This is a genomic window from Pseudoduganella lurida (assembly GCF_007830455.1).
GTDB lineage: Bacteria > Pseudomonadota > Gammaproteobacteria > Burkholderiales > Burkholderiaceae_D > Rugamonas > Rugamonas lurida.
On record NZ_VLLB01000004.1, the window covers coordinates 515,660 to 539,472 of the forward strand.

Annotated in this window: 14 protein-coding genes; 3 read left to right on the top strand and 11 right to left on the bottom strand. The window is 64.8% G+C overall.

The features are described from left to right. Positions 1-62: 62 nt before the first annotated feature. Entirely contained in the window at positions 63-1,073 is a 1,011-nt protein-coding gene (gene gap, locus IP91_RS14595) for a type I glyceraldehyde-3-phosphate dehydrogenase (protein ID WP_145649777.1), read from the bottom strand. A gap of 80 nt (positions 1,074-1,153) precedes the next feature. Further along, a complete protein-coding gene (gene tkt / locus IP91_RS14600) occupies positions 1,154-3,151 on the bottom strand; it encodes a transketolase (RefSeq protein ID WP_229474433.1) in 1,998 nt (665 codons plus the stop codon). A 188-nt stretch (positions 3,152-3,339) separates the two neighbouring features. Here tkt and IP91_RS14605 point away from each other — a divergent pair, with 188 nt between their 5' ends. After that, positions 3,340-4,065: a 16S rRNA (uracil(1498)-N(3))-methyltransferase gene (locus IP91_RS14605; RefSeq protein ID WP_145649778.1), complete on the top strand. Its 726-nt coding sequence runs from the start codon at positions 3,340-3,342 to the stop codon at positions 4,063-4,065. A gap of 73 nt (positions 4,066-4,138) precedes the next feature. Here IP91_RS14605 and IP91_RS14610 read toward each other — a convergent pair whose 3' ends face one another. After that, complete coding sequence (locus IP91_RS14610) at positions 4,139-7,234, bottom strand: TonB-dependent receptor (protein ID WP_145649779.1); 3,096 nt, start codon at positions 7,232-7,234, stop codon at positions 4,139-4,141. Positions 7,235-7,939: 705 nt separating this feature from the next. Here IP91_RS14610 and IP91_RS14615 point away from each other — a divergent pair. Then, positions 7,940-9,571, top strand: a complete 1,632-nt coding sequence (locus IP91_RS14615; RefSeq protein WP_145649780.1) for an NAD(P)/FAD-dependent oxidoreductase — start codon at positions 7,940-7,942, stop codon at positions 9,569-9,571. A gap of 209 nt (positions 9,572-9,780) precedes the next feature. Here the strand turns inward: IP91_RS14615 and corA are convergent, their stop codons facing one another. The 5 genes from corA to glnA form a co-directional block, all read right to left on the bottom strand. Continuing rightward, positions 9,781-10,746, bottom strand: a complete 966-nt coding sequence (corA, locus tag IP91_RS14620; protein ID WP_145649781.1) for a magnesium/cobalt transporter CorA — start codon at positions 10,744-10,746, stop codon at positions 9,781-9,783. Positions 10,747-10,933: 187 nt separating this feature from the next. After that, positions 10,934-12,403 (bottom strand): nitrogen regulation protein NR(I), encoded by a 1,470-nt coding sequence (gene ntrC, locus IP91_RS14625; protein ID WP_145649782.1) that lies wholly within the window; start codon positions 12,401-12,403, stop codon positions 10,934-10,936. A gap of 57 nt (positions 12,404-12,460) precedes the next feature. Further along, the gene (gene glnL, locus IP91_RS14630; RefSeq protein ID WP_145649783.1) at positions 12,461-13,582 is read right to left on the bottom strand and encodes a nitrogen regulation protein NR(II); all 1,122 of its coding nucleotides are present in this window, start codon (positions 13,580-13,582) and stop codon (positions 12,461-12,463) included. A 76-nt stretch (positions 13,583-13,658) separates the two neighbouring features. Then, the gene (locus IP91_RS14635) at positions 13,659-14,132 is read right to left on the bottom strand and encodes a DUF4124 domain-containing protein (RefSeq protein ID WP_229474435.1); all 474 of its coding nucleotides are present in this window, start codon (positions 14,130-14,132) and stop codon (positions 13,659-13,661) included. 140 nt (positions 14,133-14,272) lie between these two features. Beyond that, on the bottom strand, positions 14,273-15,688 hold the full coding sequence (gene glnA / locus IP91_RS14640) for a type I glutamate--ammonia ligase (protein WP_145649785.1): 1,416 nt from the start codon (positions 15,686-15,688) through the stop codon (positions 14,273-14,275). Positions 15,689-16,018: 330 nt separating this feature from the next. On the opposite strand from glnA, the gene IP91_RS14645 reads away from it, so the two are divergent. Further along, entirely contained in the window at positions 16,019-16,477 is a 459-nt protein-coding gene (locus IP91_RS14645) for a rhodanese-like domain-containing protein (protein WP_145649786.1), read from the top strand. 53 nt (positions 16,478-16,530) lie between these two features. Here IP91_RS14645 and IP91_RS14650 read toward each other — a convergent pair whose 3' ends face one another. From IP91_RS14650 to IP91_RS14660, 3 genes are all read right to left on the bottom strand, one after another. Beyond that, on the bottom strand, positions 16,531-18,993 hold the full coding sequence (locus IP91_RS14650) for a TonB-dependent receptor plug domain-containing protein (RefSeq protein WP_229474437.1): 2,463 nt from the start codon (positions 18,991-18,993) through the stop codon (positions 16,531-16,533). 162 nt (positions 18,994-19,155) lie between these two features. Continuing rightward, positions 19,156-20,526 (bottom strand): TAXI family TRAP transporter solute-binding subunit, encoded by a 1,371-nt coding sequence (locus tag IP91_RS14655; protein ID WP_145649857.1) that lies wholly within the window; start codon positions 20,524-20,526, stop codon positions 19,156-19,158. A gap of 137 nt (positions 20,527-20,663) precedes the next feature. Beyond that, positions 20,664-23,804 (bottom strand): transglycosylase domain-containing protein, encoded by a 3,141-nt coding sequence (locus IP91_RS14660; RefSeq protein ID WP_145649788.1) that lies wholly within the window; start codon positions 23,802-23,804, stop codon positions 20,664-20,666. Between the last annotated feature and the right edge of the window lie 9 nt (positions 23,805-23,813).

Sequence of the window (23,813 nt, forward strand, 5' to 3'; positions counted from 1 at the left end):
CATTTTTCAGGCAATAAAAAAGGCGCCGAGGCGCCTTTTTTTATTGCCTGATGCGAACGCGATTACTTCGCGTTGAACAGAGCAACCGTGGTGTCCAGCATGCGGTTGCTGAAACCCCACTCGTTGTCATACCACGACGACACCTTCACCAGGCGGCCCGAGACCTTGGTCAGCGTCGAATCGAAGTTCGACGAGGCCGGGTTGTGGTTGAAGTCCACCGAGACCAGCGGCTCCGTCTGGTACGTGAGGATGCCCTTCAGCGCGCCTTCGGAAGCTTCCTTCATGATCTGGTTGATTTCCTCGACCGTCGTGTCGCGCTTGGCGATGAACGACAGGTCGACCAGCGACACGTTGATCGTCGGCACGCGGATCGCGTAGCCATCCAGCTTGCCGTTCAGTTCCGGGAGCACCAGGCCGACCGCGGCGGCCGCGCCGGTCTTGGTCGGGATCATCGACTGCGTGGCCGAACGGGCGCGGCGCAGGTCTTCGTGCATCACGTCCGTCAGCACCTGGTCGTTGGTGTACGAGTGCACGGTGGTCATCAGGCCGTTTTCCAGGCCGATCGTGTCGTTCAGCGGCTTGACCAGCGGGGCCAGGCAGTTGGTGGTGCACGATGCGTTGGAGATTACGGTGTCGGACGCCTTCAGCACGTCCTGGTTCACGCCGAACACGATGGTGGCATCGACATCCTTGCCGCCCGGTGCCGAGATGATGACTTTCTTGGCGCCGCCCTTCAGGTGGGCCGAAGCCTTTTCCTTGGTGGTGAAGAAGCCGGTGCATTCCAGCACCACGTCGACATTCAGCTCGCCCCACGGGATTTCAGCCGGGTTACGCTGCGCGAACACGCGGATCTTGTCGCCATTGACGATCATGAAATCGCCATCGACTTCCACGGTGCCGTTGAACTTGCCGTGCGCCGTGTCGTAGCGGGTCAGGTGCGCGTTCGATTGCGCATTGCCCAGGTCATTGATCGCCACGATCTGGATGTCCTGCTTCTTGCCGCCTTCGTAGAAAGCACGCAGCACATTGCGGCCGATACGGCCATAACCGTTGATTGCTACCTTGATCGTCATACACAGTACTCCTGATGAAAGAATCTTGTTATGCGCCCCGCCGCTGATGCACCGCGGCGGGGGACCCGTCCTAAAGCTGTTTATGCAGCCATCACCGACTTCGCCTTGGCGACGACATTTTCCACCGTGAAGCCGAAGTGCTTGAACAGCACGGGCGCCGGTGCGGACTCGCCGAACGTGTCGATGCCGACCACGGCGCCTTCCAGGCCCACGTACTTGTACCAGAAATCGGTCACGCCGGCCTCGATGGCCACGCGCGGGATGCCCTTGCCCAGCACGGCCGCCTTGTAGGCCGCGTCCTGGCGGTCGAACACGTCGGTCGACGGCATCGACACCACGCGCACGGCGATGCCTTCGGCGCGCAGCGCGGCGGCCGAATTCTGCGCCAGTTCCACTTCCGAACCGGTGGCGATCAGCACGACCTTGGCATCCGCCTCGTCGGACAGGATGTAGCCGCCCTTGGCGATGTCGGCGACCGTCTGCTCGCTGCGCTCCTGGTAAGGCAGGTTCTGGCGCGAGAAGATCAGCGTGCTCGGGCCGTTCTTGCGTTTCACCGCGGCGCCCCAGGCGACGATCGATTCGACCGTGTCGGCCGGACGCCAGTTGTCCAGGCCCGGGATCAGGCGCAGCGACGAGATGTGTTCCACTGACTGGTGCGTCGGGCCGTCTTCGCCCAGGCCGATCGAATCGTGCGTGAACACGAAGATCGAACGCTGCTTCATCAGTGCGGCCATGCGCAGCGCGTTGCGGCTGTAGTCCGAGAACGTCAGGAACGTGGCGCCGAACGGGATGAAGCCGCCATGCAGCGCGATGCCGTTCATGATGGCGCTCATGCCGAACTCGCGCACGCCGTAGTTGATATGGTTGCCCGGCTTGCCGGAGCGGACATTGCTCGACTCTTTCCAGTTGGTCAGGTTCGAGCTGGTGAGATCGGCCGAGCCGCCCAGGAATTCCGGCAGGATCGGTGCCAGCGCCTGGATCGCGTTCTGCGAGGCCTTGCGGGTGGCGATGGTTTCCTTCTTTTCGACGGTCGCGGCGATGGCGGCAGCCAGCGTTTCGTCGAAGTTGGCCGGCAGGTCGCCGTTCATGCGGCGCGTCAGTTCGGCCGCTTCCTTCGGAAAGGCGGCGGTGTAAGCGTCGAACTTGCTGTTCCATTCGGCTTCGTGCGCCGAACCCTGGTCCTTGAAGTGCCAGGCCGTGTTGACCTCGTCCGGCACCAGGAACGGCTCGTGGCTCCAGCTGATGTATTCGCGCACGGCGGCGATTTCCTTGTCGCCCAGCGCGGCGCCGTGCACCTTGTCGCCGCCCTGCAGGTTCGGCGAACCCTTGCCGATGACCGTCTTGCAGCAGATCAGCGTCGGCTTGTCGGCCTGCTTGGCGGCGGCAATCGCCGCATCGACCGCGGCGACATCGTGACCGTCCACATCGCGGATCACGTTCCAGCCGTAGGACTCGAAGCGCTTCGGCGTGTCGTCGGTGAACCAGCCTTCGACTTTACCGTCGATGGAGATGCCGTTGTCGTCGTACAGGCCGATCAGTTTTTTCAGGCCCAGCGTACCGGCCAGCGAACACACTTCGTGCGAGATGCCTTCCATCAGGCAGCCGTCGCCCAGGAACGCGTAGGTGTAGTGGTCGACGACGTCGTGGCCCGGCTTGTTGAATTCGTTCGCCAGCAGCCATTCGGCCAGCGCCATGCCGACCGCGTTGGCCAGGCCCTGGCCCAGCGGACCGGTGGTGGTCTCCACGCCCGGCGTGATGTCCACTTCCGGGTGGCCCGGCGTCTTCGAGTGCAGCTGGCGGAAGCTCTGGATGTCGCTCATCGACACGTCGTAGCCGGACAGGTGCAGCAGCGCGTAATGCAGCATCGAGCCGTGGCCGTTCGACAGCAGGAAGCGGTCGCGGTTGACCCACTTCGGATTGGCCGGGCTGTGACGGTGGTGGCCGCTCCACAGCGCTACGGCGATCTCGGCCATGCCCATCGGCATGCCCGGGTGACCGGAATTGGCTTTCTGGACGGCGTCCATCGCCAGCGCGCGGATCGCGTTGGCCATCTGGGTGTGGGGGAGCTTAGCGTTCATAAGTTTTGATGCGGGAGGTTTGGAATCCTGGGGCTCGAAGCCGCTTCGGCGCGGAAGGCTCACAGTGCTGCGCTGGTATGCCGGATGTCGCCTTGATGAAGCCGCCTTGGCTGCGTAGCCCGTTATTTTACCAGAGCACATGGCCGCAGCTTAAAATCAGTGCATTTTTCAAACCGTTTCCTCCAGACATGCCGCGCTTTCATCTTTCCATGCCACTGGCCATCGGCCAGCTGGTCGACCTGCCCCCCGAAGTCGCCCACCACATCCACGTCGTGCGCCTCGCGCCGGGCGACCTGCTGACGCTGTTCAATGGCGACGGCGGCCAATACGAGGCGGTGCTGACGGAAGTGGGCAAGAAGCGCGCAACGGCCGAGGTGCGCACCTTCGATGCCCGCGAAGCGGAACTGCCCTTCCCCGTCACGCTGGCCCAGGCCCTGCCGGAAGGCACCAAGATGGACTGGATCATCGAGAAGGCCGTCGAGCTGGGCGTGGCGGCCGTGCAGCCGATCGCCGCGCGACGCTGCGTGGTGCGGCTCTCTGCCGAGCGCGCCGAGAAGAAGCTGGAACATTGGCGCGGCGTGGCGGTCGCGGCGGCGGAACAGAGCGGGCGCAATCAGTTAACAGCAATAGCCGAACCGATGAATCTGCGCGACTGGCTGGCCGCGCCTGCCGAAGGCACGCGGCTGCTGCTGTCGCCGCGGGCCGAGGCTTCGCTGGCGGTCTGGGCGCGTGACAACGCTGCGCATCCCGTAACGCTGCTGATCGGCCCGGAAGGCGGGCTGACGGAGGAGGAAGAGGACGAAGCGCGGCGGGCTGGTGCGGTGGCCGTGTCGATGGGGCCGCGGATTTTGCGCACCGAGACGGCGGCGCTGGCGGTGGTGGCGGTGCTGGCGGCGCAGTGGGGCGGGATGTGAGGTAAACGAACCGGGGACAGGCACCTGTTCAACGAACAGGTGCCTGTCCCCGATGGTTACAACGGCTACAAGATCAGAAGCGGTAGTTGTACTCGGCAGTCAGGCGCACGGCACGGGGCGCCGTGTAGCTCACCACGCGGCCGTACGTAGCGCTGATGGCCTCGCCTTCCAGGTTGTACGTTTCGTCGATCGTCTGTGCCGTCTGCTTGTTGAAGACGTTGAATACGTCCACCTTCAGCGCCAGGCCTTTCGCAAACTGCGGGCGGTACACCACGTTGGCATCCAGGCGCTTGTCCCATGGCAGGCGGCCCAGCGTACCGCGCGGGGTTTCCTTGCCGCAGTAGAAGTACACGGAACCGTAGTTGTCGACACCGTCAGGAATATCGAAGCGGTTGCCGAAGCAGCTGCGTGGACGGCCCGAGGCGATCAGCGCATTGCCGCCCAGCGTCCATTCCGGGGTCAGCTCGTAGAAGCCATACGCCTTGATCTGGTGCTTGCGGTCGTTCGGCAGCAGGCCTTCGGCGCCGATCATCAGCGGCGCGTTGTCCCAGGTCGAGGTCGCAGCAACGTCCGTCTGCGCGTTGTCCGAACGGGTCTGGCCTTCCGTGTTGCCGCGCGAACGCGACCACGTGTAGTTGATACGGCCATACCAGCCGTTCGTGAACGGATGTTCGGCGAACAGGTCGACGGCCGTGTAGGTCCGCTTGGCATCGTCAAAGCCCAGATCGGCCTTCGTCAGGTGCACCGTGGTGTATTGCTGGTTGCCGGCGAAGTCCACCAGCAGCGTGGCATCCTTGCCCGGGTTGATCGAAGAGCAGTTGAAGCCGCCATAGTTGCTGGCGTCGACGTTGTTGCGCTCGGCCCAGGCGTAGATCACGGAACCGTCGCAGAAGTCGTCAATCGTGGCCTTCAGGTCGCGGTAGGTGGCTTTCGCGCCCACGTTCAGCTGCGGCGTCAGCGCCTTTTCAAAGCCCAGCGTGATCTCGTCCTGGTACGTCGGGTCGATGTCGAGAGCGGTCAGCGTCTTCGGATCCTTGGCCTGGCCGATCTCGTTATTGGTCGAGAACACGCCGGTCAGCGGTTGCAGGCCCAGCGGCAGACCGTTGGCATCGGTGCCCGTGTACGTGAAGTACTGGCGGGTGTTTAGCGAGCGGCTGGCGCCACGCACGGCCAGGTGGGTCGGGATCTGCAGGGCGTAGCGGCCGGCGCTGCCGAACACCTTAAAGCTGGCGTCGCCGTTCACGTCCCATACGCCGGCCAGGCGCGGCTGCAGGAAGTCCTTCACTTCCAGGAAGGTCTCGCCGTCGCCGTTCTTGTTCTTGAACGCCTCGTTGCGCAGGCCCAGCGTGACCTTCACGTCCTTCGTGATCTGCCACTGGTCTTCGATGTACTGCGCGCTCTGGTCGGAACCGGCCGAGGTGCGCGAGTCGAAGATGCGGTTGCTGACGTAGTAGCCTTGTGCGCCCAGGCCGCCACCGGTGCCCGGCACGATGTTGTAGCCACCGCCGACGTCGATCGGCGTGAGCGGATTGCGCGCGTAGCTGTACACCCACTGGCCGCCGCCGCCGAGGATTTCGCCGGCATCGCCCGATTTCAGCTTGTTGTCGTCAAGACCGGCACGCAGCGTGTGGTTGCCGAGCTTGTATTCGAGATCCAGGCGTTTCGAATCGATCGTGCTGTCCGAATCGTCAGCGCTGACGCGGCCCGACAGCACCTGCGTGCTGTTGTAGTTCAGCCCGGGTGCCTGGGCGGCAGCGGGCGCGCTGACCTGGAACAGGGGACCGGACGATGCAGGACCGATCTGGTCGTAGCGGTTCGTATTCTTCGTCTTGCTGCGGCCGATCAGGCCGGACACGATCAGGTCGTCGGTCAGGTTGCCGACGTAGCGCAGGATCTGCGTGTTTGCACCCACGGCCGGGCTGAACGAAGAACTGTTGCGGTAATGCTGCGAAGCAGTCGGCGTGGAGCCGTGCTGGAACTGGGCCAGGCCCGGCACCACGTTGTCCTCATACGCATACGCGTACAGCTGGCGATCGGTATCGGCCTTGTCGCCGATTGCGGTGAACTCCAGACGGTGATTATCGGTGATGTTCCAGTCCACCTTGGCGAGATAGCGCTGGATGTCGTCCTGCTTGGCTTCCCAGCCGGTGACGGCATTGCTGGTGGAAGCAACGCTACCCAGCGTCAGCGACGAGGCGGTGGAGTTCGTGCCTTCGGAATCGTAGCGCCGCTTTTCCACGGCGACGAACATGAACAGCTTGTCCTTGATGATCGGGCCGCCCAGGTAAGCACCGTAGATTTTCTCGGTGCGGCTATTGTCCTGGTTGCGCTTGTACAGCGTGTTGTCCGTGCCGCCGTTGTCCTCGCCGCCCGTCGCCGGGTAATAGCTGTCCTTATAGCTGGCGCGCAGCGACTTCGGCTCGATGCTCACGCTCGCGCCGGCCTCCCAGTTGTTCGTGCCGCTCTTGGTGGTGACGTTGACGACGCCGCCGACGGAACGGCCGAACTCCGCGCCAAAGCCGCCGGTGAGGATCTGCGCCTGCGCGATCGCGCCGAACGGCAGTTCCGAAGCGCCCAGCTGGGTCAGCGGATTGGTGACGGGGAAGCCGTTGATGTAGTAGGCGTTTTCGGAGGCGCCGCCGCCGCCGAACGAGGCGCCGGCCGCATAGCGCGAGTCGGCACGCGTGGTGTTCGGGGCCAGCTGGATGATCGAATCGACGGTCTGCGGAATCGGCAGGCGGGCCAGTTCACGGGCCGTGAACGTGGCGCCGTTGTTCGAGTTGGACACGTCGATGCGGCTGCGTCGGCCCGTCACCTGCACGGATTGCACGCCAGCGGTGGCGAACGACGCGTCGACACCCTGGCCGACCAGCACGTCCACCTCGGTGGTCTTCTCGACGTTACCATCGCGCAGCAGCTGCACCTGGTAGTGGCCCGGCGGCATCGCCGTGGCGTTGTAGCGGCCGCTCGCATCGAGCGTGACCGTGCGGCGGTAGCCCGTCTCGATGTTGCTCAGTACCACCGTCGCACCGGCCGGCGCTTCGACGCGGCCAAAGATGGTACCGGCCGCGTTCGACTGCGCGAAGGCCGCCGGTGCCACCGCGACCGTCAGGGCGGCCGCGCTGAATGCGGCGGATAACGCCCGAACCAGAATAGTTTTCTTGAACATGTAGATTCCCAGTTATTTTATAACTTGTCAGCAGGCCTGATCCGCCATTTTGAATTGGCGAACCGGCCTGATTGTCCCGACTATTTGTATGAAAACACGTCGACTGCCGGCGCGCTTTGTCAGCGGCTCGGCATTCATTCATCACATCACACGGCAATTAGCGGTGTCAAATGCGAAAATGTTTTATAAATAAACGTTGAACGTACTTGGAAATGCGTTTCGGCAACTATGCGAAGAGCGGGAAGCGCATGAAAGCTGGCCGCAAACGTCGATATCGCACTGTATTGGTCAAATTTCATATCGCAAAACGACCATTTCGCTGAATAATTATTGCCAACAACAGGGGTTGCAAGGTTGCTAAAAAGAGACAGCAAAATGGCAAGGGACACGACGCTTATGAAAACCGCGGCGGAAGCTGAAAATATAGATCTTTCCTCCGTGGGTCGTTTTTATCGATTCGATTCCCGGGTCGCGTGGGGAATCGAGCTCGTTAACGCGGAATGACAATTAACTGGCGTCGGCGGCCGCGTTTCTTTTTCCATCCCTATTTAAAACCGAATACCCCGGATTCACCGCAATTTACACATCGGCCGGTTGTGTGCGTGCCTGGCGGAGAACGCCGCCGCCGGGAGGAAAAATGGCCGGGAAACAGGTAAAATGGAGGTTTTTGACTGCCGCGCCGCGGCGCACAGGACACCAAACGAGATGTTGCGACTGAACGAAGTGAAACTGCCGCTGGACCATGACGAGGCCGCGCTGCCGGCCGCCATCCTCGCGCGGCTGGGCATTGCCGCCGATGCGCTGGTGCGCTTCACGGTCCACAAGCGCAGCTACGACGCCCGCAAGAAAGCCAGCATCGTGCTGATCTATGCCGTGGATGTGGAAACGACGGACGATGCCGGCATCCTCGCCCGCAACAAGCGCGACGTGCACCTGATGCCCTCTCCGGACATGGCGTACAAGTATGTCGCCGAGAACGTCAATGCGGACGGCCGCCAGCCCCGCCCGGTCGTCATCGGCATGGGCCCGTGCGGCCTGTTCTCGGCGCTGATCCTGGCCCAGATGGGCTTGAGACCCATCATCCTGGAACGCGGCAAGACGGTGCGCGAGCGAACCAAGGACACCTTCGGCTTCTGGCGCAAGCGCGAGCTGAATCCCGAATCGAACGTGCAGTTCGGCGAAGGCGGTGCCGGCACCTTCTCGGATGGCAAGCTGTACAGCCAGATCAAGGACCCGAAACACCTGGGCCGCAAGGTGCTGACGGAGTTCGTGAAAGCCGGCGCGCCGCCGGAGATCATGTATGTCAGCAAGCCGCACATCGGTACCTTCCGCCTCGTCAAGATGGTCGAAGCGATGCGCGAGGAAATCGTGGCGCTGGGCGGCGAGATCCGCTTCGAACAGCGCGTAACGGATTTCGAGATCGAAGAAAAGGACGGCGTGCGCCAGTTGCGCGGCCTGCTGCTGGCGACGGGCGAGCGCATCGCCACGAACCACGTCGTGCTGGCCGTGGGCCACAGCGCGCGCGATACCTTCCAGACGCTGTACGAGCGCGGCGTGTTCGTCGAAGCGAAGCCGTTCTCGATCGGCTTCCGCGTCGAGCATCCGCAGTCGATGATCGACACCTGCCGCTTCGGCCCGAACGCCGGCCACCCGATCCTGGGCGCTGCCGACTACAAGCTGGTGCACCATGCGAAGAACGGCCGCGCCGTGTACAGCTTCTGCATGTGCCCGGGCGGCACGGTGGTCGCGGCGGCGTCCGAGCCGGGCCGCGTCGTCACCAATGGCATGAGCCAGTATTCGCGCGCCGAGCGCAATGCCAACAGCGCGATCGTGGTGTCGATCAGCCCGGACGATTATCCGGGCGGTCCGCTGGCCGGCATCGAATTCCAGCGCCGTCTGGAAGAAGCGGCGTATGCACTGGGCGGCAGCGATTACTCGGCGCCGGGCCAGCTGATGGGCGATTTCGTGGCGGGCAAGGCGTCGACCGAATTCGGTGAGGTGGTGCCGTCGTACAAACCGGGCGTGCACCTGACGGACCTGGCGCAGATCCTGCCGGAGTACGCCGTCGAGGCGCTGCGCGAAGCCTTCCCCGCGTTCGACAAGCAGGTGCGCGGCTACTTCCGCCACGATGCCGTGCTGACCGGCCTGGAGACGCGCACCTCGTCGCCGATCCGCATCAAGCGGCGCGACGACGACCTGCAGAGCCTCAACACCCGCGGCCTGTTCCCGGCCGGCGAAGGTGCCGGCTATGCGGGCGGCATCCTGTCCGCCGGCGTGGACGGCATCAAGGTGGCCGAAGCCGTGGCGCTGTCGATGGCGGCGGCGGACAAGCGCTAATCACACGCGGCCGGTGCGCCCGGGGTGCGTTGTCCCGGGGCCTGGCACGGGGACAGACATGGCCAGACGCCTGGCCCCGGGACACATCGCAGGGTGTCAGGCCCCGCGACACATGGCAGTATGCCTGGCACCATGACACGCTAAGGATCAGCTCGTGTCACGGTGCCTGGCACCATGTGACACGAGCCCGGCCGTTGCCGGGCGTGCCGCTACAGCCAGCCGGCGCGGCGGAACCGACGGTACAGGATGAACGACGTGCCGAACATCAGCGCCAGCGCCATCGGGTACCCGTAATACCAGTCCAGTTCCGGCATGTTCTTGAAGTTCATGCCCCAGATGCCGGCAAATGCCGTCAGCACGGCGAAGATGGCGGCCCAGGCGGCCAGGCGCTTGTTGACTTCGCTCTCTTCCAGCGTCACCAGCGACAGGTTCACCTGGATCGCCGTGCCGATCGTCTCGCGGATGGAATCGAGCGTGGCGTTGATGCGCGAGAGGTGATCGTGCACGTCGCGGAAGTAGGCCTGGCTGTCGACGCACATCGACGGCACGCGGCCACCGTGCAGCTTGCCGATGGTGTCCAGCAGCGGCGTCACCGCGTGGCGCAGCGTCGTCACCTTGCGTTTCAGGTCGTACAGGCGCTCGACGTTGTTGCGCTGCGAGCCACCGGTGAAGATCAGGTCCTCGATCTCGTCGAGCTCCGATTCGAGCGCCTCGACGATGGGGAAGTAGCGGTCGACGGCGGCATCCATCAGCGCGTACAGCACGAAGCCGGAACCATGCTGCAGCAGGTGCGGTTCCCGTTCGGCGCGGGCCCGCACGCCCATGAAACCCTGCGAGTTATCATGGCGCGAGGACAGCACGTAGTTGTGGCCCACGAAAATATCGATCTCGCCGAGCACCAGCTCGTCGCCCTTCATCTCCACCGTCTTCACGACCACGAACAGCGAGTCGCCGTACTCCTCGATCTTGGGCCGCTGGTGGCCGCGCTGCGCATCCTCCACGGCCAGCTCGTGCAGGTTGAACTCCGCCTGCATCTCCGCCAGTTCCTCCGGCGTTGCATCGCGCAGCGCCACCCACACGAAGGTATCCTCGCGCGCAACATAGTCGCTGATATCGGCCACCGGCAGATCCGCCAGCTTGCGGCCATGTTGATACGCGACGCAATTAATCAGCATAAAAAAGCTCCCACGAAAGGTGGGAGCTTACCTGAAATTCCGCTACTGCCGAGTACGTGTCAACTTCGGGGTCAGTCACCAAAGTTGACACGTACTCGACCGTAAAAAAGACGGCGTGCTGCCGTTACGGCCTCGTTCGTGTCGCTTTTCGTGACTGACCCCAAAGTTGACACGGGCTGATCTGTAGCTAGTCTTCCTTGGCGCCGTCGATGCCCAGCTCGGCGATTTTGCGGGTGATCGTGTTGCGGCCGATGCCCAGGCGGACGGCGGCGTCGTTCTTGCGGCCATGCGTGTATTTGAGCGCGGTGCGGATCAGTGCCGATTCGAACTGGCGGCCGAGGATGTCCATCACGTCCTGCTGGCCGTCGCCCAGCATCGTGGCAGCCTGCAGTTCCAGCAGCGACAGCCAGCCGTCCGGGCCCGGTGCCGTGGTAGCGACGGACGCCGCAGGCGGCGCATGGTGCGCATTGACCTGCAGCTCCGGCGCCACCTGCATGGCGCCCTGCCCGGCCGACAGTTCCAGCGGCAGGTCCTTCACTTCCACCGTCTGGCCGGGCGCCATCACGGTGATCCAGTTGCACAGGTTTTCCAGCTGGCGCACATTGCCCGGCAGGTCCAGGCCCTGCAGGAAGGTGATGGCCGCATCGCTCATGCGCTTTGCTTCCACGCCGAGCTGCTTGGCACTCTGCACCAGGAAGTGGCGCACCAAAAGGGGGATGTCCTCGCGGCGCTCCCGCAAACTGGGCAGGCGCAGGCGGATGACATTCAGGCGGTGGAACAAGTCCTCGCGGAACAGGCCGTCGCGCACGCGCTGTTCCAGGTTCTGGTGCGTCGCCGTAATCACGCGCACATTCGCCTTCAGCGGCTGGTGGCCGCCGACGCGGTAGAAGTGGCCGTCGGACAGCACGCGCAGCAGCCGCGTCTGCAGGTCGAACGGCATGTCGCCGATCTCGTCGAGGAACAGCGTGCCGTTCTCGGCCTGCTCGAAGCGGCCGCGGCGCGTGGTCTGCGCGCCGGTGAAGGCGCCGCGCTCGTGGCCGAACAGTTCCGACTCCAGCAGGTCCTTCGGGATGGCCGCCGTGTTCAGCGCGATGAACGGCTGCTGCGCGCGCGGGCTGTGCTTGTGCAGCGCGCGCGCCACGAGCTCTTTCCCCGAACCGGATTCGCCCGTGATCAGCACCGTCACGTTCGACTGCGACAGGCGGCCGATGGCGCGGAACACCTCCTGCATGGCCGGCGCCTGGCCGAGGATTTCCGGCGTCTCGGCCGGCCCCGATTCCACGTTGGCCTCGCGCAGGCTCTCGTCCAGCGCGCGGCGGATCAGTTCCACGGCCTTGTCGATATCGAACGGCTTGGCCAGGTATTCGAAGGCGCCTCCCTGGAACGCCGCCACGGCGGAGTCCAGGTCGGAGAAGGCGGTAATGATGATGACCGGCAGCCCGGGCAGGCGCGATTTCACCAGTTGCAGCAGGTCGAGGCCGGAATCGCCCGGCATGCGGATATCGGACACGAGCACTTGTGGCGTCTCGTATTCGAGCGCGGCGATGGCATCGCGCGCGTTCGCAAAACTCTTGGTGGCGAGGTTCTCCCGCGCCAATGCTTTTTCCAGTACCCAGCGGATCGATTCGTCGTCGTCGACAATCCAGATTGGCTTCATATGTGTTCTATTTCCCGCAATATGGATCCAGTGGACTTCCCCAACCCGCCCAACTGCTTATGGCAAAGGCAGCAGGATGCGGAAGTCCGTGTAGCCGGGCCGGCTCTCGCATTCGATGACGCCCATGTGCTGGTGCACGAAGGTCTGCGCCAACGTCAGTCCCAGGCCGCTGCCGCCATCCCGGCCCGATACGAGGGGGTAGAAGATGCGGTCGCGGATCTGGGGCGGGATACCCGGTCCGTTGTCGATGATATGCAAGTCTAATGCCAGGTTGTAACGGACCTTCGCCAGGGTGACCTGGCGGGCCACGCGCGTCTTGAACGTGATCTGCGCGCTGCCCTCCTCGATCTGGCCGGACAGCGCCTGCGCCGCATTGTGGGCGATGTTCAGCACGGTCTGGATCAGCTGCTCCTTGTCGCCGCGGAACTCGGGCAGCGAGGCATCGTAGTCGCGCACGATGCGCAGGCCGGCGGGGAATTCGGCCATGATCAGGCTGCGCACCCGTTCCAGCACTTCGTGGATGTTCACGTCGCCCACGATGTGCGGGCGGCGGTGCGGCGCCAGCAGGCGGTCGACCAGCGTCTGCAGCCGGTCCGCCTCCTTGATGATCACCTGCGTGTATTCGCGCAGGTTCTGCAGGTGCAGCGGCGGCAGCTCCATCTCCAGCAGCTGGGCGGCACCGCGGATGCCGCCCAGCGGGTTCTTGATCTCGTGCGCCAGGTTGCGGATGAGTTCCTTGTTCACCTGGCTCTGGTCCAGCAGGCGCTCCTCGCGGTCCAGCTTCATCTGCTGCACCGTCTCGCGCAGTTCCAGCAGCACGGCGCCGGCCGGCTCGTCCAGCGCGCTGACGATCGTGTGCACGTGCAGCGGCTCGCGCGCCACGCGTTCCAGCGTGAGGTCCTGGCGCAGGTCGGAATGCTTGTGGGTGCGGGCCTGGCCGATCACGTGTTCCAGCTCGGCGGGATTGGTGAACAGGTCGCACAGCCGCTGGCGCGACAGGGCTTTCAGCGAGCTTTCCAGCATGTTCTCGGCCGCCGCGTTGGCAAAGGCGATGCGGCCTTCGGCATCCACCATCACCACGGCGGAGGCCAGCAGGTCGAGGCCGGCCAGCGAGGGCGTGCGCGGCAGGGCGCCGGCCGCAGCCGCGGCGGCACGCGCGATATTGGTGACAATTTTCATGATCGGTTCAAGGTTCGCCGTGGTGCCGTCGGCAGATCGGACGGGCACTGCGGCGTATGTTGCGGACGGAGGCCGCCTACCGGATGTTCGACAGTTCGCGCTTGAGCGCATCGACGTTCGTTTCCGAACGGGCGATGGCCTCGCGCAGGCCGGCAGTGCGCTCCTGGTACTTGGCGTAGTTGCGCTCGTCGCCACGGCGTTCCGGCTCGCCGTTGTTGAACTCGCGGCGCAATTCGGCCAGCTTCTGGTTTTCGGCGTTCAGTTCGTCGGTGAGGATCTGGCGGCGGTCCGCATCGCGGGCCTTCTGTTCCGCCGAATTCACGCGCGGGAAGGCCGCTGGCGCGGCCGCCGCGGCACCCGTCGCCGGCGCCCGTGCCCGCGGCGCCGCGGCCGGCGCACGGGCCGCCGGTGCGGGAATGCTCGCTTCCGGCAGGTCCAGCAGCACGCAGTGATTGCCCTTCTTGCGGTCCGTGTATTCCTTGTGGCCGCTCTCGTCCGTGCAGCGGTAGATCTGCGCCTGCGCCGCGGTGGCAAAGAGCAGCGCGAGCACGGCGAACGTTCGAGAAATGGCTGGACACTGGCGACGTGAAATCATGCCCCGACTATACAACATCCGAAAAAAAACGCGAGGAAGGCAGAAGCCGTCCCCGCGTCCTCGTTACCGGCATAAAACCACCGGCAGCTGCGCCATTACAGCGAGTAGTACATGTCGAATTCGACCGGGTGCGTGGTCATGCGCATGCGCGTGACTTCCGTCATCTTCAGCTCGATGTAGGCATCGATCATCGAATCGGTGAACACGCCGCCGCGGGTCAGGAACTCGCGATCCTTGTTCAGGTGGTCCAGCGCTTCTTCCAGCGAGGCGCAGACGGTCGGGATCAGCGCGTCTTCTTCCGGCGGCAGGTGGTACAGGTCCTTCGACGCTGCTTCGCCCGGGTGGATCTTGTTCTGCACGCCGTCCAGGCCGGCCATCATCAGCGCGGCGAAGCACAGGTACGGGTTCGCCAGCGGATCCGGGAAGCGCGTCTCGATGCGGCGGCCTTTCGGGTTCGCCACGTGCGGGATGCGGATCGAGGCGGAACGGTTGCGGGCCGAGTAGGCCAGCTTCACCGGCGCTTCGTAGCCAGGCACCAGGCGCTTGTACGAGTTGGTGCCCGGGTTGGTGATCGCGTTCAGCGCCTTGGCGTGCTTGATGATGCCGCCGATGTAGAACAGCGCGAAGTCGGACAGGCCGGCATAGCCGTCGCCGGCGAACAGGTTCTTGCCGTCCTTCCAGATCGACTGGTGCACGTGCATGCCAGAGCCGTTGTCGCCCACGACCGGCTTCGGCATGAAGGTGGCCGTCTTGCCGTAGCTGTGCGCCACGTTCCAGACGATGTACTTCAGGTTCTGCGTCCAGTCGGCGCGCTCGACCAGCGTCGAGAACTTGGTGCCGATTTCATTCTGGCCGGCGCCCGCCACTTCGTGGTGGTGCACTTCGACGGGGATGCCCATCGACTCCAGGATCAGGCACATTTCCGAACGCATGTCCTGGAACGAGTCGACCGGTGGCACCGGGAAGTAGCCGCCCTTGACGGTCGGACGGTGGCCGCTGTTGCCGCCTTCGATGTCCTTGTCGGTCGACCACGACGCTTCGTCGGAATCGATCTGCACCTTGGCGCCGGACATGTCGATCTTCCACTTCACGGAGTCGAAGATGAAGAATTCCGGTTCCGGACCGAAGTAGGCGGTGTCGCCCAGGCCGGAGGATTTCAGGTAGGCTTCGGCGCGCTTGGCGATCGAGCGCGGATCGCGGTCGTAGCCCTTGCCGTCGGACGGTTCGATCACGTCGCACTGCATGAACAGCGTGGTCTCTTCCATGAACGGGTCGATGTTCGCGGTGTTCGGATCCGGGATCAGCAGCATGTCGGATGCTTCGATGCCTTTCCAGCCGGCGATGGAGGAACCGTCGAAGGCATGACCGCTTTCGAACTTGTCGATGTCGAATGCCGACACCGGCACGGTAACGTGCTGTTCCTTGCCGCGGGTATCGGCAAAGCGGAAATCAACGAATTTGACTTCGTTGTCTTTTACCATCTTCAGAACTTCTTCGGCGGTCATTGCCATTCGTATCTCCTAAGTGAAAAGGCTGCCGGCGCGCGGGGCGGCGGCGGAAACTCGAACCACTATAAAGCAGAAAGCGTGCCAATGGGAAGCGGATAAGCTTATGCAGGAAGTTCCATTGATCTTGCTGTCTATGAACCCTAAAATCGTCCGTACGGAAATATGCGCTGTCACGCACCACGATTGCACATCGCATAGTGCGCACAACAATGGTGCATCTGTTCCAATTCGCACCAATTCAGGGATTCACGCCCCACAATGTAGCACGCCAGATTTTGGGGCCGCCACACGCAAGGACCACGATCCACGACGATCAGAAGGAATTACTGCCAGATGACTACCGCCTCCGAGATTCTCGACCGCGCCCGCGAACGTGCACCCGGTCTGCCCTATGCTGGAGCAGTCACGCCCCAGGAGGCCTACACGCTGCTGCTGTCGGCACCGAACATACGCCTGATCGATGTACGCACCAACGCCGAGCGCGACTGGATCGGCCGCGTTTCCATCCCGGCCGCCCAGCATGCGGCAGTGCAGTGGAGCACCTATCCGGGCGGCGTGCAGAACCCCCACTTCGCCGCCGAGCTTGCCACGGTGGCGCAGCCGGACGATGTGCTGCTGTTCCTGTGCCGCTCCGGCGTGCGCTCGCGGCATGCTGCCAAGCTCGCCACGGAGAACGGCTTCCCGAACAGCTTCGATATCCTGGAGGGCTTCGAGGGAGACAAGGATGCCGACGGGCACCGCAAGACGGTGGGCGGATGGTGCAAGGCAGGGCTGCCCTGGGTGGGAGCCTGAAAGGAAAAACCGCGGACGATACCCGTCCGCGGCTGGCCTGCTGAAGAGCGCGGTTACAGCGTGTACGTCAGCCGCGCATACACATACCGCCCCGACCGTCCGAACGGCGAGTAGTTCGTGTACGGCGCATTGCCCGTGGTGTTCAGCGCGGCCGGATACGGATCCGGGTACTGGTCGAACAGGTTCTCCGCGCCCAGCGCCACCGACAGCGCCTTGCTGATGGCGAAGCGTCCTTCCAGGTCCACCAGCGTGCGGGCCGACATCGTGTGGTCCAGCGCCGCCGTCGTGCCCGGCGTGAGCACCTTGCCGTAGCGCGTGGCGCGCAGCGTCGTGCCCCACGGGCCCAGGTTCCACGTGCCGCTGGCCGTGTACTTGGTCTTCGGCGTGCCCTGCTCGAACGTCAGCACGTTCACGCGGTCGAACAGCACCGGGGCCGGCGACAGCGCTGCCAGCGCGGCCGTCTGCGGCACCTTCGTCACTTCCGTGTCCGTGTAGTTGCCGGCCAGGGTCAGGTCGAAACGGCCGGCACTGCCCAGGTTCCACGGGTAGTTCACCACCACGTCCACGCCCTTCGTGGTCGTGTCCACGCCGTTGATGAAGAAGCGCCCGCCGCCCACGCCAGGGAAGCCGTTCGCTTCCAGGAAGTTGCGCACGTTCGTCTGCGTGAGGTTCTCGGACAGCACGATGCGGTTGCGGATGTCGATGTGGAAGCCGTCGACCGTGATGCTGCCCCGGCCCACCTTGGCCACGGCGCCCAGCGAGAAGTTGGTGGACTTCTCCGCGTCCAGCGGTTTCGCGCCCAGCGCCACGGCCGCCGCGTCGGTCGGCTTGAACGTGGTGATGTCGAACGGCACGCCGTTGATGAAGTTGGTGGACGTGGACGTGAAGAACTGCTGCTGCATCGACGGCGCACGGAAGCCGTTCTGCACCGAGCCGCGCACGCCGAACGCCGGCGTGAAGTCATAGCGGCCGGCCAGCTTGCCGGACCAGTTGCTGCCGAAATCCGAATAGTGCTCGCCCCGCACCGCGAACGATGCCAGCAGCTTCGGCAGCAGGTTCGCTTCCAGGTCGCCATACACGCTGTAGGCGGTGCGGTGGCTGTCCGACGTGTCGCTCGGGCGGAAGCCGGGGAACACCTGCGCGCCGGAAGCGGTGGGCAGGCCGCTGGCCAGCCGCACGCCGCCGTTGCGGTAGGAGTCCGGTTCGCCCGCTTCCAGCTTGTAGCCTTCGCGGCGCGCTTCGCCGCCCACCGCCACGTTCAGCGGCGACGCCAGGCCCACCTCGAACTGCTTCACGGCCGACAGGTTGTACGTCAGCTGGTCATACGAGAAGCCGCCCGCCTCGAACACGGTCTTGCTGGACGGTCCCAGCGAGCGGTTCAGCGTGTTCTTGATGGTGAAGTCCATCTTGTTCTTGCCGTAGCTGAGCGAGCTGTCGAAGTCCCAGCCGCCGGACGTGAACGTGACGCCGCCAGCCGCCGAGAAATCGTCGACATCGGGTGCGATGATGGGCAGGAAGCCGTCCGGATAGATCTGGATGGTGTTGTTGTCCTGCAGGGCACGGCGGAAGAAGCCGCCCGACTCCGCCTCGCGGCGCTGGTAGCTCGCCCAGCCGTACCATTTCACCTTCTCGTTGATGTCCCCGCCCGCGTTGGCGAACACCGTGTACTGCTTCAGTTCGGGCTCGCCGTACCAGGCGTTGAAGCGGTTGATCGTCGCTTCGCGAGGGTCATACGCACCGTTCACCAGCGGGTATTGCTGGCGCGTGTCGTAGCCGCTGCGCTCCGTGTGCTTCTGGTCCTTGTACTCGCCGGCGATCGTCAGGTAACCCGTCTCGCCCAGCGGCAGGCCCTTCCACAGGCTGACGGTGGCCGTCTCGCCATCGTGGCGCGAACGGGAGTCCTGCGTGCCCCAGTTGGCATTGGCCGGCGGCGGCGTGACGGCGAAATCGTAGTCCGTGATGCGCTCGCCGTAGCTGGCGGTGGCCTCGCCGCCGGTACGGTCCTGGCGCAGGCGGATATTGACCACGCCGGCGATCGCATCGGAACCGTATTGGGCCGACGCGCCGTCGCGCAGCACCTCGATGTTCTTGACGATGCCGGTGGGGATCGTGTTCATGTCGACGGCGGCGGAACCGCGGCCGATCGTGCCGTTCAGGTTTACCAGCGACGACGTGTGCCGGCGCTTCGAATTCACCAGCACCAGCGTCTGGTCCGGCGCCAGGCCGCGCAGCGTGGCGGGCCGGATGGTATCGGTGCCGTCGGCCAGGCCGGGGCGCGGGAAGTTCAGCGACGGCAGCGCGACGGACAGCGCCTGCGTGATCTCCGGCACGCCGGTGTTCTTGATCATCTCGGCCGAGATGACATCGACCGGTGCCGACGTGTCCAGCACCGTGCGGTTCGACACGCGCGTGCCGGTGACGACGACGGTGGCCTGGCTGTCTTCGGTGGAAGTGCCGGTCGTGGACTGGGCGGCGGCGGGGCCGGCAAAGAGGGAGGCAATGGCGGTGGCAAGCAATCCTGCAGTCGGTAAAGCGTGGCGATGCATCCTGTTCCCTTTCGGTGAGCGATATGATCCGGCGGACGCGGCGCTGCAGCGAGCGCCGACGAACCATCATCGGCGGCGCGATGACATACTGTCAAACCTGTCGGGGCACTATCACGATTTGCGTTGCGGTTTTCAGACGGTTGCAGCCGGCGACTCGTCGTGCGGCTGTCCCAGCAGCGCCTGGATGCGCAGCCGCACCAGCTGGATATGGCCGCGCAGGCCGTACAGGTCCTCCGCAAACGACAGCGGAATCGAGATCTGGTTGACGAGGTTCTCGATGTCGTTCAGCCGCGCCATCTGCGTGGCATACGCCGCGGCGCGCTGCTCGGGTGGCGCATCCTTGACCGTCTCGACGGCCTGCTCCACCGTGCGCAGCTGGCCGTACCAGCGGTAGATGCGCGAACGGATGCGCCACACGTACAGCGGCGGCACGATCTTCGACAGCGGCAGGATCAGCGCGCTCAATGCCAGCAGCAGCACCCACATGCGATCGAGGAAGTTGGCCAGCCAGAAGCTCATGTAGCGCTGCAGCAGCGGCGCGCCGTCCTTGTAGTACTTGGCCGCTTCGTCGGCAACGGGAATCTCCGTGTACTTCGCGGACGGGAACTGGCCCTGCTGCTGGAACCAGCCGGCACCGCCGTGGATCTTGCCGGCGGCCTGCACGAACAGCTCGATCAGCGCGGGATGCAGGTCGTCGCGCGCCACCAGCGTGGCCGTGGGCGCGATCAGCTGGTAGTCGCGCGCCGGCAGGTCGCGGCCCAGGTCGACGATCCCCCGCGGCAGCGTGACGTGCGTGAGGAACGGCAGGCGGCGCGTGTACGCTTCGGCCTGGGCGAAATCGAACAGGTAGATGCCGGGCGTCTGCAGCAGCATCTGGATCAGCGGATCGTCCGGCGCCGCAGCGAACACCAGGCCATCGATGCGGCCTTCCAGCAGTTCGACGGTCGCGGGCGTGTTATCGAGCTGGCCCGTCTGCAGCTCGCCGGGCGCGACGCCGTTCACGTCCAGCACCTGGCGGAACAGCCGCGGCGCCCCGCTGCCCTGCGCGCCGATATTGATCTTCGTGCCGCGCAGCTGGGTCAGTTGCGTGACCGGCGCGGTGCCCGGCTTCTCGCGCAGGAACAGCCACACGGGTTCGGTGAACAGGCTGCCCAGCGAGACGAGGCCGCGGCGTTCGGCTTCCGCTTCATCCGTCGAGCCGCTCTGCACGAAGGCGATGTCCACCTTGCGTTCGTTCAGCTGCGCCAGGTTGTCGCTAGAGCCGTGCGAGCCTTGCAGCGTGACGGCGATGCCTTCGCGGGCCAGCTGGTCCCGGTACTTCCTGCCGAAGGCGTCGTAGGCGCTGTTGTCCTGGCCGGTGCCCAGCACCACGTGCTTCGGCGGCGCGGGATCGACGATCAGGTAGGCGATCACGCAGACGGCGGCAATCGCCAGCACGGTGGGCGTGGCGGAGGCGAACAGGTCGCGCAAGGAAAAGCTGGTGAACTTGCGGATGCGCGACATCGTGGAGCGGAGGACGGGTTTCATGGCTGGCTATGATGCCAGACGAGAATGGGGACAGGCACCAATTATTTGGCAACACGCGTGTTGCCAAATAATTGGTCGGTACGCCGCAGCGGCCTGTCCCCGATGTACTCTGCTTACCCGCCGCAGGCCTTGACGGGTGCGCCGAGCGCGGCGGCCGCGGCGGCGACCGAGGAGCCGGGCGGCAGCGCCTTCTGGTCCGGTTCGATGAGAGGCATCAGCGTGGGTGCCAGCGTGACGAGCAGCTGCACCGGCAGCGCGCTCGTGAAATCGTAGTTCTTCGATTCAGGCCCGTGCACATAGGCCGTCATGCTGCCGAAGAAGCGTTCGCCGATATTGAACACGAACGTGGCCGAGCGGTTCACGTAGCGCGATTCGATCAGGCGGCCGCCGGCGGCATACACGTCGAAGCGCTGGTCGCCCGTGCCGGTCTTGCCGGCGACGGCGATATTGCTGCCATCGGCCGCCGTGAATGCGGTCTTGGCGCGCTTGGCGGTACCGTCCGACACCACGCCCTGGATCTCGTTGGCCACCACGCGCGCCACTTCCGGCGCGATCACGCGTTCCGCCGCCACCTTGTCCGCGCGCGCCACTTTCGTGTCATACGGCGTGCCGGCGGCGAAGTGCAGCGACTCGATGCGCTGCGTGGGCTTGCGCACGCCGCCGTTGACGATGATGCCCATCATCTCGGCCAGCGCGGCAGGACGGTCCGCCGAGGCGCCCAGCGTCGTCGCATACGACGGCACCAGCGAGTCGAACGGATAGCCCATCTTCTTCCACTGGCGGTGGATTTCCATGAACGCTTCCATCTCCAGCAGGCCCGCGATGCGCTTGTCCTGCGTGTGCTTGCGGTGCGTCTTGAACAGCCACTGGTAGACCTCCTGGCGTTCCTTGTCGGACGCCTTCACCACCTGCGTGAGCGTCGCGCCTTCGTTCTGGCGCAGGTAGGCCACCAGCCACAGTTCCAGCGGGTGCACATTGGCGAGATAGCCGCGGTCGGCCAGGTTCCACTTGTCCATCGCGTACTGGTCGTACATCTTTTCCAGGCGCTCCTGCGGCACTTCGCTCTGCGACGACAGCAGGTTACCGTTGACGAACATCGCGAACTCGCCGATCGAGGCGTTCGGGAACAGCGTGCGGTGGATGTTCGCCAGGCGCAGCGGCGTGGGGCGGATGCTGTCGACGAGGATCTTGTCCAGCTCCGACTTCGGCTTGCCCTTGTACTTGGCGTAGAAGCGGTACAGGAACTCCTTGCCTTCCTTGTCCGCGAAGCGGGCCAGGTATTCGGCGCGGCGCGGGTCGTCCGCATCGGCCAGCAGGCTCGCGGACGATCCCGGCATCTGGAAGCTGTAGTACTTCACCACGTCGCGCATCAGGCGCACGAACAGCAGGTTGGTCGAGCGGCGCAGGCCTTCGCGCACGGTGAGGATGCGCGCATTGTCTTCCTTCGAGAAGTTGCCGAAGTAATGCAGGCCGCCGCCCGTGAAGAAGCCCTCGCCCGGATTGCCGGAATACTTGCGCTCCATCGCCGCGTTCAGCATCGCCGTCAGGTCGCGCTTGTCGCGCGGCGTGATCGACAGCCATTCGATCCCCCAGGCCGTCAGCCGGTCCTTCGGATCGAAAGCAACCTTGCCCAGTTCGTCCGCGCTCATCGCCCCGTACTTCTTGTAAAGCTGGTCGACGATGTCCATGTAGGTGACCAGCGTGCGCAGCTTGGCCGTGGAACCCAGGTCCAGCTTGGCGCCCTCGTTGATGTCCAGCGGCTGGTCGTAGTTATCCGTCTGCACGCGCAGGTAGTTGACCTTGTCGCCCCGCTCCAGCAGCGTGAAGCTGTACACCACGTTGGCCGGGTCGCCGTTGCCCAGCATGCCCTTGCCCGTCAGGCCCGCCGCTTCCGCCGTCTCGTGGTCGCGCAGGTCGCGCAGGCGCGCCGTGACGGCCTTCTGCGCATCGGCATCGAGCGTGCTGACCACCGACAGGTCGAGGCGATCGAGGTTGTACATGCGGTTGTCGCCCAGCAGGTTGGCCAGGTGCACGCGCACGGCGTTCGACGCCTTCTTCGTGACGTAGTTCAGGGGCGGCGCGGCCTGCAGGCCGTTGCCCTGCGCCGGATGAAGTTTCTCCTTCAGCGCCGCGTCGCGCAGCGCCGGCGTGATGATGCCGGCCTGCGCCAGCAGCCGCAGGTGGCTGTTGGCCAGCACTTCCAGGTCCTCGTCGCCGGCGCCCAGGTAGTAGCTGGGGCGGCGCTGCGCGATCAGCAGCGACAGCGCTTCCTTGAACGCCAGCGCGCTGCCCGGCTTGTCCATGCGGCCGGCCAGCAGGCCGTTGACCTCGTTGAAGTCGCGGCCGTACCAGACCCACATGCCGTCGCCGATGCCGTTCACTTCGCCGTAGCCCGGTTTCGCGGAGAGCGGCACCGTGTTCAGGTAGTCGACCACGATCTGGCGGCGCACGCCCAGCGTTTCGGGGCCCTGCTGGTAGGCGCGCAGCGTGGCCGAGACCATCTGCTTGAGCTTGTCCTTCATCGAGCCGGTGCGGCCTTCCGGCGAGTGGCGGTACTTCTCGATCTGCGTGGCCAGCGTGCTGCCGCCGGCGGCGCGGTGCCCGCCCAGGCCCACGGCGCTGGCGGATTTTTCCAGGATGGCTTTCGACAGGCGGTCCCATTCCACGGCCGGATTGCGTTGCGGGTAGGTGTTGTCCAGCAGCTCGCGGTTCTCGATGAACAGCAGGCTGTGGACCAGCGCCGCGGGCGCCTGCTCGAAGCCGGGATAGATGCGCTCCGGGTAGCTGGCCGTGAACAGCGGCTGCGCGCGGCAGTCGTAGATCGTCAGGCCCGTGCGGGTCTTTTCGCGGAACGTGGTGAAGATGCCCATGTCGGCCAGCTGCACCATCTTCGGCGAGAAGCGCGACTGCGCCGTCACCTGGTAATCGCGCTGGCTCAGCTTGCCCAGGTAGTCGGGGATGTTGGCGTAGCCCAGGCGCTCGTCGTACGGGCTGTCGTGCGGGTAGCGGATCGACTTGCTGGGGCCCGCCTCGACCTTGTAGCTGAGCTGCTTGACGACACCGGTGAAGTACTTCGCCTGCATCGTGGAGGTGCGGAATTCATGCAGCAGCCACCAGACCAGCAGCGACAGCAGCACCAGCATCAACACGATGAACGCGTTGCGGGAACGCTTGCTTTTCGGCTCGGAGGGCGGCGGGGTCGCGGTCTGCTCGTCGTCGAGGCGCGGCGTTTCTTGGTCGTATTGGGAAGACATAGGTTCTAC

Excerpts from the sequence above, each read along its gene's own strand:
- IP91_RS14610 (WP_145649779.1), bottom strand. The coding sequence starts at position 7,234 with ATGTTCAAGAAAACTATTCTGGTTCGGGCGTTATCCGCCGCATTCAGC.
- glnL (WP_145649783.1), bottom strand. The coding sequence starts at position 13,582 with ATGAAAATTGTCACCAATATCGCGCGTGCCGCCGCGGCTGCGGCCGGC.
- IP91_RS14655 (WP_145649857.1), bottom strand. The coding sequence starts at position 20,526 with ATGTCGCGCATCCGCAAGTTCACCAGCTTTTCCTTGCGCGACCTGTTC.
- ntrC (WP_145649782.1), bottom strand. The coding sequence starts at position 12,403 with ATGAAGCCAATCTGGATTGTCGACGACGACGAATCGATCCGCTGGGTA.
- gap (WP_145649777.1), bottom strand. The coding sequence starts at position 1,073 with ATGACGATCAAGGTAGCAATCAACGGTTATGGCCGTATCGGCCGCAAT.
- glnA (WP_145649785.1), bottom strand. The coding sequence starts at position 15,688 with ATGGCAATGACCGCCGAAGAAGTTCTGAAGATGGTAAAAGACAACGAA.
- tkt (WP_229474433.1), bottom strand. The coding sequence starts at position 3,151 with ATGAACGCTAAGCTCCCCCACACCCAGATGGCCAACGCGATCCGCGCG.
- IP91_RS14615 (WP_145649780.1), top strand. The coding sequence starts at position 7,940 with ATGTTGCGACTGAACGAAGTGAAACTGCCGCTGGACCATGACGAGGCC.
- IP91_RS14660 (WP_145649788.1), bottom strand. The coding sequence starts at position 23,804 with ATGTCTTCCCAATACGACCAAGAAACGCCGCGCCTCGACGACGAGCAG.
- IP91_RS14645 (WP_145649786.1), top strand. The coding sequence starts at position 16,019 with ATGACTACCGCCTCCGAGATTCTCGACCGCGCCCGCGAACGTGCACCC.
- IP91_RS14605 (WP_145649778.1), top strand. The coding sequence starts at position 3,340 with ATGCCGCGCTTTCATCTTTCCATGCCACTGGCCATCGGCCAGCTGGTC.
- corA (WP_145649781.1), bottom strand. The coding sequence starts at position 10,746 with ATGCTGATTAATTGCGTCGCGTATCAACATGGCCGCAAGCTGGCGGAT.